Annotated in this window: 12 protein-coding genes; all 12 read left to right on the top strand. The window is 36.6% G+C overall.

Going from position 1 to position 12,312, the window contains the following annotated elements:
* The first annotated feature begins 41 nt into the window (after positions 1-41).
* The 12 genes from AX663_RS06345 (at position 42) to rpmH (ending at position 12,189) form a co-directional block, all read left to right on the top strand.
* Positions 42-932, top strand: a complete 891-nt coding sequence (locus AX663_RS06345) for a hypothetical protein (RefSeq protein WP_022496040.1) — start codon at positions 42-44, stop codon at positions 930-932.
* 21 nt (positions 933-953) lie between these two features.
* Entirely contained in the window at positions 954-2,234 is a 1,281-nt protein-coding gene (locus tag AX663_RS06340) for a hypothetical protein (RefSeq protein ID WP_048674188.1), read from the top strand.
* 23 nt (positions 2,235-2,257) lie between these two features.
* Complete coding sequence (locus tag AX663_RS06335; protein ID WP_022496038.1) at positions 2,258-3,574, top strand: GHKL domain-containing protein; 1,317 nt, start codon at positions 2,258-2,260, stop codon at positions 3,572-3,574.
* Position 3,575: 1 nt separating this feature from the next.
* Positions 3,576-4,319 carry a response regulator transcription factor gene (locus AX663_RS06330; RefSeq protein ID WP_002885796.1) on the top strand — a complete coding sequence of 248 codons (744 nt, stop codon included), beginning with the start codon at positions 3,576-3,578 and terminating at the stop codon, positions 4,317-4,319.
* A gap of 943 nt (positions 4,320-5,262) precedes the next feature.
* Positions 5,263-6,462 (top strand): argininosuccinate synthase, encoded by a 1,200-nt coding sequence (locus tag AX663_RS06325; protein ID WP_002885646.1) that lies wholly within the window; start codon positions 5,263-5,265, stop codon positions 6,460-6,462.
* Positions 6,463-6,788: 326 nt separating this feature from the next.
* Positions 6,789-8,174 (top strand): argininosuccinate lyase, encoded by a 1,386-nt coding sequence (gene argH, locus AX663_RS06320; protein ID WP_037601513.1) that lies wholly within the window; start codon positions 6,789-6,791, stop codon positions 8,172-8,174.
* Between the two features lie 84 nt (positions 8,175-8,258).
* On the top strand, positions 8,259-8,594 hold the full coding sequence (rnpA, locus tag AX663_RS06315) for a ribonuclease P protein component (protein WP_002891957.1): 336 nt from the start codon (positions 8,259-8,261) through the stop codon (positions 8,592-8,594).
* Between the two features lie 115 nt (positions 8,595-8,709).
* On the top strand, positions 8,710-9,516 hold the full coding sequence (locus AX663_RS06310) for a membrane protein insertase YidC (RefSeq protein ID WP_014635083.1): 807 nt from the start codon (positions 8,710-8,712) through the stop codon (positions 9,514-9,516).
* Positions 9,517-9,527: 11 nt separating this feature from the next.
* Positions 9,528-10,571 carry an RNA-binding cell elongation regulator Jag/EloR gene (jag, locus tag AX663_RS06305; protein ID WP_060973049.1) on the top strand — a complete coding sequence of 348 codons (1,044 nt, stop codon included), beginning with the start codon at positions 9,528-9,530 and terminating at the stop codon, positions 10,569-10,571.
* A 131-nt stretch (positions 10,572-10,702) separates the two neighbouring features.
* Positions 10,703-11,299: a TetR/AcrR family transcriptional regulator gene (locus AX663_RS06300; RefSeq protein ID WP_060973048.1), complete on the top strand. Its 597-nt coding sequence runs from the start codon at positions 10,703-10,705 to the stop codon at positions 11,297-11,299.
* The gene (locus AX663_RS06295) at positions 11,296-11,859 is read left to right on the top strand and encodes an NAD(P)H-dependent oxidoreductase (protein ID WP_038676809.1); all 564 of its coding nucleotides are present in this window, start codon (positions 11,296-11,298) and stop codon (positions 11,857-11,859) included. The genes AX663_RS06300 and AX663_RS06295 overlap by 4 nt, the downstream gene beginning before the upstream one ends.
* A 195-nt stretch (positions 11,860-12,054) precedes the next feature.
* Positions 12,055-12,189, top strand: coding sequence for a 50S ribosomal protein L34 (rpmH, locus tag AX663_RS06290; protein WP_002885866.1), 135 nt, complete (start codon positions 12,055-12,057; stop codon positions 12,187-12,189).
* The last annotated feature ends 123 nt before the right edge of the window (positions 12,190-12,312 follow it).

The following is a 12,312-nucleotide window of genomic DNA, read 5'->3' as shown; positions in this document are numbered from 1 at the left end:
TATTTGTGGAGGATAAGGGAAAATAGAAAGGGGAAAAGCATATGCAACTTGCGATTGATGGTCTTATTGCTTTGGTTGTTGTCGTTTCACATCTTGTGATTTTAGCTAGAATGGCTTATCTAGATGTTTTTACTTACCGTTACATTCCTTATGTAATCGTAGTAACTGCTGTTAAGTGGTTAGCCAAGGTGCTATGGCAAATTGACATTCCAGATGCAATCTATCTCCTAGTCTTTATTTTTATTGAAAAACCTCAGGCTCTACGAGAAGAAAAGTATTTTTATGCTTTCTTTTCCCCTGTCTTTTGGACTCTGATTACAAGTTTCTTTAGTTTTTATCTTTTCCGAGTTTTCTTTAATAAGCCGGTCGAGTTGGTTCCAAACCATTTAGGAATCCTGGCTGTAGATAGTGTTGTTCTTCCCTTCTTTCTAGGCTTGCAAAAAATGTTCGGTTTAGATAGCTTTTTTCAGGAACCATATCAGGACTTGCAGGATAAATATAAGAGCATGCTCTTGCAAGTTGATTATATTTTAATTATCAGTTATCTTCTTATCCTCTTTAAGCAGGAGATATTCTCCTTGCTTCTTAGTCAGACCTATCTCCCAGGTTACCCTCAAATTTATATTTGGGTTGGTTTCCTTATACACATGTATATTCTTGTTCGTTTTGTTTCCTACGGTAAAGACGTACGTGATAGCAAAATTCTCAGAGAACAAGAGGAGCACTTGAGGAGTCTGGAAGCTTATAATGAAAAAATCGAAACTGCCTATAAGAGTGTACGTTCGTTTAAACATGATTATGAAAACATACTCATTAGTATGCAGACAAGTATTGATAGTGGGGATTTTGACCTTATTGAACAAACCTATCAAGATATTTTGAAAAAGGCAGGTCAAGAACTCATTGAAGAAGATGACGAAAATGTCTCTTGAGTATAAACAGGAAATATTATCATGAACTTACAGCTTTGGACCATGGTATCCCTTGAAAATAGTATTATTCAGATTATTAGTTTTCATATTACCTGGTTTATTTATAAAAAACTAACAAGGAGCACATTAGCTTACTGGAAAGTATTTTGTCTAAGTCTCTTAGGTATAGTGGTATCACTTGGTAAGGGTGATGGCTTCTATTATCAAGTTGTTATCTTTTTAGTTTTGGCCTTAAAGGAACGTCGGGAACATCGTTTGACGATCTGGGCAAGCCTCTTTTTTGGAGCTTTCTCGGTTATTTTTACAGATTTATTTGCGACTTTTACTCCATTTTATGTATTCAATAATCTGTTTACAAATATGACTTTGAGTGAGATTCAAGAAAACTTCTTCCTCAAATTGTTATCGTTTGTACTGATTTACCCATTCTTTCTCTATATCAATTACCTTTCCAGTTCAGATGTTGATAAGGTCAAGGAATTGATTTATTCACGTGGTCGTGAGCGTCTGTTGATAGCCGTTGATCTGACCTTTGCACTCTACATTACTTGTAGTACTCTTTTGGTATCAACAGGTAGTGATGTGGGAGGGCCAATTTTTATTGCAATGGCAGTTTATCTCCTAATGGTAACAACCTTGAACCGCTATTCTCATAAATTTGTGAGAGAACGTAGTAAGGAAGCTGTGGAGACTTATGTCTATAACTTGGAAGTCTATAATAAACATATTGAGGATCTTTTTACAAAAGTAAAACCTATTGAAAAAGATTTTGAGAGTCTTTTGGTAGCTCTTGAGACCCCATTGGCTAAAAATCAATTATCAGAAGTTTTATCCGTTTATCATGAGCATTTGAATCATCTTAAACTTGATAATTTGGACTTAAATGATAAGTTGGCTCCTCTGTTTGAGATTCCTTATCCGGTATTAAGAAGTTGGATTGTAAACCAAATCATTCCTTTGGAACAAAAAGGTATCACCGTTAGGTTGGATGTCAATGTTGATGCTTATCCTAACAATTTAAATATTGCAGTTCTTATTGGAGTTTTAGAACGTTGCATGAACTTAGCTGAAAAACTTTGGGCCAAGGAGCCGGAGACAGATATTGGGTTCCTTATTCAACAGAATGAGGATGGTAATCTCAGCTTTATTCTTGAGAATACCAATCAGGAAGCTGATCCGAAACTCGATGATAGTCTGGCTATTAGTCGTGATTTTGCCCAGTTTTGCTGGTCAAACGGTATCGGTTTAAAAAATAAAAAAGAATTATTTAAAACCTATCAAATTGTCACGGTAGGACTATAATCGTAGAAAGGAGAGGGACAACTATGCTGGGTAACATCCTATTTCAAATTTTGATGTTTATCATTATTTGGGATATCTACTTACGTATTGGTGGACAAAACACTAATCTTAAAAATCGTATACTTTATTTGTTATTTGATGTTGCTCTATGCATTTGGGGACAACTCATTGGACGCTATATAGGCATAGTACCTCCCTTAGTAGCCATTGTAACATTGACATTTAGTTACCAATTGAATAAAAGTGTCACCTCTGTAGAGCGCTTTTTTCTAGGTTTTTACCCGGTGGTACTAGTCGATTTGGCAAGACGTTTTTTGGCTACCTTCTTCTTTCCACCGATACTTGGTATAACTGTTGACACTTTAAATACTAATATTTGGTGGTCTATGGTACCACTTTCCTTCGTCATGTTGACGGTCAGAATAGTAGATTTTATTTTACGTCTAGATTTTACAGATATCTTGAAAGTTGCTGCCCAACAAGAAAAAAAGAACCGTCTGGGTTTGGTCAACATGCTTCTTTTACTTTATTATTTAGTTATCTTTTTAGTGTCGACATTTGATACTTATTTCCCAGAGTTACATCTTGAGAGTAGATTTAGGTTGCCATTAGTAATGGGATATCTCTATTTACTCCTCTTTGTACTTGGTGCTGTAAACCAGTTTGCTAAGGAAAAAATAGAGCAGGATTTAGCGATGAAGCAAGCCAACTATCTTGATGATTTGAAGCGTGAGAATACCAGGGTAGAAGGTTTGTATAGAGACTTGATGCATGTTCGCTCTAACTATAATTTCCTACTTAATAATCTGAGAGATATCGAAAGAACAGGGGATATTCGTTCTTATAAAAAAGATTTGGTTGATCTTTATGTCAATCGAGATCAGCATAGTTTTTCAACTCAGGTCACAGATTTGGATAATATCCAAAATCCAAGTATTCATAGTCTACTTTCATCAAAATATCATGAAGCTCAGATGCATCGCCTCAATATTCATGCAGAGATTCCAGATCCAGTGATTCATAACTATCTAACTGATTTAGATTTAGCTGTTGTTTTGGGTCACCTCATGGATAATGCTATTGATGGTGCTCGTAAAGCCAGTGAAGGTTTTATTAGTCTGGCCTATTTTGATGAAGAGGATTGCCAGAGTTTTATTATTGAAAGTACAATTGCAGACGAGCAAATGCCACTTTCAATGATGAGTACCCGGCTTTCTCATCCTGAGGGTGGTATAGGTGTTAATGCTGTTCAAGATATCTTGGAACGTTATCCGAACACGTCCTTTTCTGTCCGTAGTCAGAATCATAAAATGATGCAAATACTAGAAATGAGGCCCTAATATGAATATATACATTTTAGAAGATGACTTAATGCAGCAAACACGCATTAGCGACATCATCCGAGAATTGGTTTCAGAGGGCACGTTTTCCGTACGAAAACTTGAAGTTTTTTCTAAACCTCACAAACTATTGTCCAGTATCAACGAGAAGGGTAACCATCAGGTTTTCCTTTTAGATATCGATATTGATGGTGAGCGAAAGAAGGGGCTAGAAGTCGCCTCAGAAATTCGCCAACAAGATGCTAATGCAGTTATTATTTTTGTAACAACTCACTCAGAGTTTGCACCGATCAGTTTTAAATACAAGGTTTCTGCACTAGATTTCATTGATAAGACAGTTTCTAATGCAGAATTCAAACAACAACTAAAACAAACATTGACTTTTGTGAACCAAAAAGTTGGAGATGTGGATGATGATGAGATATTTGTGTTTGAAACCGCTCAGTCTCGGATCCAAGTCCCTATGAGAGATATTTATTATTTTGCGACTGCTGTGACACCTCATAAGGTGATGCTAATTACCAAAACAGAGCGTCTGGAGTTTTATGCCAATCTTGGAGATATTACTTCGGTAAATAAAAAACTCTTTTCTTGTCATCGCTCCTTTTTAGTTAATTTGGATAACATATCTCGTATTGATAAGACTCAGTTGATGATTTACTTTGAAAATGGCGATTCTTGTCCAGTTTCACGTTTGAAAATGAAGGCCCTGCTTAAAAAATGGTCAGAGGTAAAAGAACATTAGTCGATGACTAATGTTCTTTTTAGTCTAAAAAAGCATGTGTTTATTTCATAGGTGATTGATAATCTTATAAGTGAACAAATTCTGTAAAAACACAAAATAGATGTCCTTTAGTGATAAAATTTAGAGATTTATAAAAAAATGACTAAAAAAAATGCAGTTCAGGATGAAAAAACGACATTCTATGAAATCGTATAGACAATTAAATTGAAAAAAGTTAATATATAATCAAGATATGTGATTCGGAAATGAGACATCGTCAATCTTATTGAAATCTACATACACTTTATGAAAATAAATAATGTACTTTTATATAACTTTTTCCTAATCCCCATTTTTTATTGGCCGCTCGTCCAATTACATATCTTTTTTATAGAAATTAATAGGCTTGAGAAATCAAGCCGTTTTTTTGTTTTTAAGGGCATTAGTGCAGATTAGGATAAAAAATACATTCTGTGAGTGAAATTCGACATTTTAGGAAATCAAGATATACATTTGGGGATTGCATGCTATAATGTAATCAAGGTTAGAGAGCAAGAAGAATGTATGGTTTAAGTTAGTCCCTTAAACATAATAATTTCCCTCATTCATTCTATCTAAAATTGCTGTTGTGTTCTCTACCGATGATGCTGTTGTTCAAAAGGTCTGTACTTTGTACAGGCCTTTTGGCATTTTAGAAGATAACTAGTTAAAGATGCTTTTGAATCTATTGGTATAGTTTCAAAAGTGTTTTTTTATTTTTCATCACCTCTTGCATAAAATTGAATAAAAATTAAGAATTAAGCACTTTTAAGATCGAAATAATAAATAAAAACAAATAAAAATGAAATAAATATAAAAAAATAACAAAAAAGCGTTGACAAGTGAATAAATATGCAATATAATTAATCTCGTAAGGTTGATAGAGATAGCAACCACAAGAAAATATAAGAAAAGAGAAAATATTATGTCAAAAGAGAAAGTTATTCTTGCCTATTCGGGAGGTCTTGATACCTCAGTCGCTATTACATGGCTTAAAAAAGATTATGATGTTATTGCTGTTTGTATGGATGTCGGTGAAGGTAAAGATCTTGAGTTTATCCATGACAAAGCTTTGACAGTTGGAGCTGTCGAGTCATACGTGCTTGATGTTAAAGATGAGTTTGCTGAAGATTATGTGCTTCCAGCACTTCAAGCTCACGCTTACTATGAACAAAAATATCCTTTGGTTTCAGCGCTTAGTCGTCCAATTATTGCTAAAAAATTGGTTGAGATTGCTCATAAAACAGGAGCAACGACTATCGCTCACGGTTGTACTGGTAAAGGTAATGACCAAGTTCGTTTCGAAGTTGCCATTGCTGCCCTAGATCCAAGTCTTAAAGTAGTAGCGCCAGTACGTGAATGGAAATGGTCTCGTGAGGAAGAAATTGAGTATGCTAAGGCTAATGGTGTTCCAGTTCCAGCAGACCTTGATAATCCTTACTCAGTCGATCAAAACCTTTGGGGACGTGCTAACGAGTGTGGTGTTCTTGAAAATCCTTGGAATCAAGCTCCAGAAGAAGCTTTTGGGATTACCAATTCACCAGAGTCTGCGCCAGATGAAGCTGAATATGTCGATGTAACCTTTAAAGAAGGGAAACCAGTTGCTCTTAACGGTAAAGAAATGAAATTGGCTGACCTTATCCAAGAAATGAATGTTATTGCTGGTAAGCATGGCGTCGGACGTATCGACCACGTTGAGAACCGTCTTGTAGGTATCAAATCTCGTGAAATTTATGAATGTCCAGGAGCTATCGCCCTTTTGACAGCTCATAAAGAAATTGAGGACTTAACTTTGGTACGTGAGGTTTCTCACTTTAAACCAATTCTTGAAAATGAATTGTCAAACCTTATCTACAATGCTTTGTGGTTTAGCCCAGCAACACAAGCTATCATTGCTTATATTAAGGAAACACAAAAAGTTGTTAATGGTATCGCTAAAGTTAAGCTTTACAAAGGGCATGCTCAAGTAGTAGCACGTCAATCAGCTAATTCATTGTATGATGAAAACTTGGCTACTTACACATCAGCAGACAGCTTTGATCAGGATGCTGCAATTGGATTTATCAAGCTTTGGGGTCTTCCAACTCAGGTTAATTCACAAGTTAACCATCCATTTGACAATTAATGACAGATTACATAAGAAAAGTAGGCTATTAGAAGAAAAACGCTTCTTATCAGATAAAAGTGGACAGAGAGCCACATCTGATACTCTTTTCTTATAACTTATATTATTATCGTTAAGGCGTTCTGAGAGGCGTCACGAGCCTAAATAAACTACGACAGAGATCTGGTTTTAGGAAAACAAGTGTCCAGAGAGACAAATTAAGCTAGACAAATACTATCTAGCTTTTTTCATTTAAGTTATTGTGACCAAAGAGGTCGTTGCTTGTTATAAGTATTAAGAAAGGATGGAAGATTATCTCAGTGTAGGGAAATCTTCAAAATAAAACTATGGCAGAAAATCATAAACTATGGGGCGGTCGGTTCGAAGCTAGTCTTGAAAAATGGGTAGAAGAATTTGGTGCTTCAATCTCCTTTGACCAAAAGATGGCAGAGTTTGATTTGAAAGGATCTATTGCCCATGTTACGATGCTTGGTGAGACAGGGATTATTACCAAAGAGGAAGCATTGCAAATTAAACAGGGCTTGGAAGAACTGCTTGAGGAATATAAGGCTGGTAAACTAGAATTTGATGTTTCCAATGAAGATATCCATATGAATATGGAGAGTCTTTTAACGGCTAAAATTGGACCAGTAGCAGGAAAACTTCATACAGCACGTTCACGTAATGACCAAGTGGCAACGGATATGCACTTGTATCTAAAAGCCAAACTAGTGGAAGTTATTGAGAAGCTTGATAATTTACGTGGTACTTTGGTCAATCTAGCAGACAAACATACCTACACAATTATGCCAGGCTACACCCACTTGCAGCATGCACAACCGATTTCTTTTGGTCACCACTTGATGGCTTATTACAACATGTTTACACGTGATGCCGAACGTTTTGAATTTAATATCAAGCATACGGATATCTCTCCACTCGGAGCTGCTGCACTAGCAGGAACAACTTTCCCGATTGATCGTAATATGACATCTGACTTAATGGGCTTTGCAAAACCATATAGCAATTCCTTGGATGCTGTTTCCGATCGTGACTTTATTCTCGAATTCTTGTCAAACTCAAGTATTCTCATGATGCATATGACACGTATTTGTGAAGAAATCATTAACTGGTGTTCTAACGAGTTTAAGTTTGTAACTCTATCTGATACTTTTTCAACAGGCTCTTCCATTATGCCTCAAAAGAAAAACCCAGATATGGCAGAACTAATTCGTGGGAAATCAGGTCGTGTCTATGGCAATTTGATTGGATTATTGACCGTGATGAAGTCATTACCTTTGGCCTACAATAAAGATCTCCAGGAAGATAAAGAGGGTATGTTTGATACGGTAGAAACGATTACTGTCGCTATTGATATTCTCGCAGGCATGCTCAATACAATGACTGTTAACGACAAACATATGGCAGAGTCAACAGAGAAAGATTTTTCAAATGCTACAGAGTTGGCTGATTATCTTGCATCTAAAGGCCTACCATTCCGTGAAGCACATGAGATTGTTGGAAAACTTGTCCTTGAGTGTACCAAAGCTGGTTATTACCTTCAGGATGTTCCTCTCGAACGTTATCAAGAAGTTTCAGATTTAATTGAAGAGGACATCTATGAGACACTTAAATCTCATACAGCTGTTGAACGTCGTCATTCCCTTGGTGGAACTGGTTTTGATCAGGTTAAATGGCAAATCAAAGAAGCTCAAAAAGCTCTAAAAAAATAAGTCTCTAAGGCCCTAACCATAAGGTTTTGGGCTTTTTTGCTATTTATGATATAATAGTACTAATTTTGAGTTTGGAGTCGCATTTTGAAAAAATCTTATCGCGTTAAGAAAGAGAAAGACTTTAAAGCATTATTTGATGCAGGACACAGTGTTGCTAATCGAAAATTTGTTGTCTACTGTCTGGATCGTGATCTACCTCATTTTAGAGTAGGTTTGTCAGTCAGTAAGCGTCTTGGTAATGCGGTTACTCGGAATCGGGTAAAACGTCGTCTACGACATGCACTGATGGACATGTCATCTCAGTTAGAACATCAAGATTTTGTCGTTATTGCTCGTAAAGGTGTCGAAGACTTAAGTTATCAAGACATTTATAGCAATCTCGTTCATGTCTTAAAAATAGCAAAGTTATATAAGGACTAAAAAATTATTTTGCTTCTTTACATTGTAGGATAAACTAAAATCACTCCTGATTTTTGAGATACTCTTAATGAATGGAAGCGAAGCAGTTCTTTATCGTATTAAAAAGGAGTTTTTAGTGAAGAAAAAACTTAATATATCTGTTTTAGGTGCAGGAGCTCTCTTGCTTTTGTCCGCGTGTGGACGAAGTGATGTTACAAGTCACTCTACAGGCCTTTGGGAACGTCTTATTTTAATGTTTGGGAAGGCTATTCAAGGGCTCTCATTTGGTGGTTCTATTGGATTAGGTATTATTATTTTCACGATTTTAATTCGTGCGGTAATGATTCCTCTTTATAATCGCCAAATTAAGTCAAGCCGTGAACTACAAGAGTTGCAACCAGAGTTACGTCGCTTGCAGAGTGAGTATCCTGGACGCGAGAATCGTGAAGCTCTTGCTTATGCACAACAAGATCTTTATAAAGAGCATGGTGTAAATCCTTACGCAAGCTTCGTTCCTCTCTTGATCCAATTTCCTATTTTGATGGCTCTTTATGGAGCGCTCACGCGAGTGCCAGAGTTGCGAGAAGGAACATTCCTCTGGGTTGACCTAGGTCAGAAAGATCCTTACTTTATTCTTCCGATTTTGGCGGCTGCTTTCACCTTCCTTTCAACTTGGTTGACAAATAAGGCAGCTAAAGATCGTAGTGCAATGCTTCTTGTTATGAATATCATGCTTCCAATCTTTATTTTCTGGTTTGGAACTCAGATTTCTTCAGGGGTAGCACTTTACTGGGCAGTTTCAAACGCCTTCCAAGTTGTTCAGATTTTGGTTTTTAATAATCCATTTAAAATCATTGAAGAACGTAATCGTTTGGAAGCGGAAGAAAAAGAACGTAAAGCTAAGATTCGTCGTGCCAAGAAAAAGGCGAATAAACGTAAATAAGGAGGCTTATTATGGTTGTCTATTCTGGACGAACAGTCGAACAAGCTATCGAAAAAGGTTTGAAAGATCTTAATTTACCCCGTATGAAGGCTCATATTAAGGTTATTTCTCGTGAGAAAAAAGGTTTTCTAGGGTTCGGAAAGAAGCCAGCTCGAGTTAGTGTTGAACCAATAAATGAAAAGATAGCTCATGAAGCAGATCAAAACACCGTTAAAGTGGCTCCTGATGCTGTAAAACAATTAGACGATTCTGTCGCAAGTCCAAAAGGTGAAACGATTGCTTTTAATAAAGTGACAAAACTCGTTACGGTTTCAGATAATAAGGAAATTGCACAAGAAGACTTAAAGCAACCAGTGTCTACAGAGACCCTTGGTGAAGAGTTGCCAGATAAGAAACAGGAGCAACCAAAGGCAACAATTATTCCTCTATCTGTTAAACGTGAGTCATCGGAAGAGGATGCTACAGAATTTATGGCAAATTCGCTTGAGCCCCCACTAGAACCGGTGGCTCAAGTTCAGACTCCGGAAACTTCTGAAGGAGATTTCAGTTCATTTGTGGCATCTGAGTTTAGTTCAGATGAGTCTTCTGAAAATAATTTAGAAGATATTCAAGCGGCTGCAGATGATGTTTTATCTTACCTCGAAAAAATTATCTATGAAATGGATGTCGATGCTAGCCTAGAGGTTAGTCACAATCGTCGCAATATTATCATTCAGATTGAAACAGACCAACCTGGTCGTGTTATTGGTTATCATGGCAAGGTTCTCAAGTCTTTACAACTTTTAGCGCAAAATTATTTGCACGATCGTCATTCTAAACGTTTTAGTGTTGTTCTTAATGTTCGTGATTATTTGGAGCAACGCACAGAGACTTTGATTGATCTAGCAGAAAAAACGGCGGCTAAAGTAAAAGAAACAGGTCGAGAGTACGTTATGGATCCAATGACGAATAGCGAACGAAAAATTATCCATAAGGCACTTTCTCAAATTGAAGGTGTTGAAAGTCACTCAGAAGGAGACGATCCTAATCGTTACGTTGTTGTGACAAAAGTATAGTTAAAATAGCGTTTATTGCTTACAGAAGCTAGTCTTATTTGAAGGCTGGTTTTTTTGACAATAAAAAGTAGACGGTGTATACTTTATTTAAAAGGTAGTCGCTGTCTACTTAGATGGAAATAGGAGTCAAAATGAAACGTAATACTGCTGAATTGAAGGAAAAGTTAATCGAAACAGGAGTCGAGGAAATAAGAACAAGAGGTGTTGATCAACTATCTATCCGAACGGTGGCTCAAAGATGTGGGGTCACCCATGGAGCGCCCTATAAGCACTTTGAAAATAAGGATGTCTATCTTCAGGTAGTTTTAGAGCGTTTATCTGAGATCTTTTTGAAGTGTCTGACACAAGGGGTAGACTCTTCGCTTGATGTAAGAGGTCAATTAGTATTAATGGGCTGTAATTTTGTGGGATTTGCTCAAAAAGAAACAAATAGTTTTGAGGCCTTGTTTATTAAGTTTCCTTTCAATTATATGGAGCTCACTCGGGACAGTATCTCTGTTAATGCCCATTTACCAGGGTTTGAGCACTTTAAGAGTGTGGTTCTGAAGCTGAAAAGTAACATGAATATTTCTGGTAGTGAGGCAGAAATATTAGTTCATATATGGAGTTTTATTACTGGATTAGCTGTTTTGGTAAGGAGTCCCATTGGTGATAATTTCAATAGTAATACTATTGAAGAGACTGTTAGTACTATGTTAGACATCTATGTTAAAGGAGCTAAACAATGAAAACCTTAATTATCTACGCCCATCCAAACGACAAGAGCTACAATGCCTCTATACTAGAGACTGTTAAAGAAAATTTATCGTCTAAACATGAGTTAAAGATTCTAGATTTGTATAAAGAAAAGTTCGATCCTATTTTACGTTTTGATACAACACATAGGAGAAGAGACTTAGCGCACGATGTAGCTATGAAAGACTATCGAGATTTAATAACTTGGGCAGATCAGTTGATTTTTATTTTTCCAACTTGGTGGAGTGGAATGCCAGCTATCTTGAAAGGATTTATTGAACGCGTTTTTGTTGCTGGCTTTGCCTATGAAAATACACCCCGTGGATTGGATGGTAAATTGACTGGGAAAGCTTGGATTATTACAACCCACAATACACCAAAGATTGTTCTACCTTTAGTTCAAGATTATTGCAAAGTCCTAAAATTTCAAGTCCTAAAACCTTGTGGTATTAAATCGGTCAAAGTTACCCAGGTTTCACCCGTTGAGTATATGAGTGATTATAAGCGAAAAGAGGTACTCAAGAAAATAGCTAAACTAGCAAGAAGGTTATGAGCAAGCGATGATATAGGAACGGCATTGTAGTTTACAGTTATCACTAGCCTTCGGGCATCGAAGATATAATGAAATTAATATCTAAGTAATTCTTGACAAGATTAAGCTATTGCTATAAAATAGTATGGTATGTTTAGTAACTGATCAAAAATAGCCGGCTAAACGAATACGAAAATCTATCAGGAGGTATTCAACGTGAAACGTACTTATCAACCAAGTAAAATCCGTCGTCAACGTAAACACGGATTCCGTCACCGTATGTCAACTAAAAACGGACGTCGTGTTCTTGCAGCTCGTCGTCGTAAAGGACGTAAAGTTCTTTCAGCTTAAGACATTATTGAAAGCAACAGTGCTCGAGACTGTTGCTTTTTGTTTTTATTTTATGTGACTTTAAGTCTGTTTCGCTCCGAAGGTGCGAAACAAATAAACCACCCGCTATGCGGGTGCGCATCG

The organism is Streptococcus sp. CCH8-H5, from assembly GCF_001556505.1.
GTDB lineage: Bacteria > Bacillota > Bacilli > Lactobacillales > Streptococcaceae > Streptococcus.
Note: the sequence above shows the minus strand (reverse complement) of the source record. Positions and strands in the feature narration are given on the sequence as shown.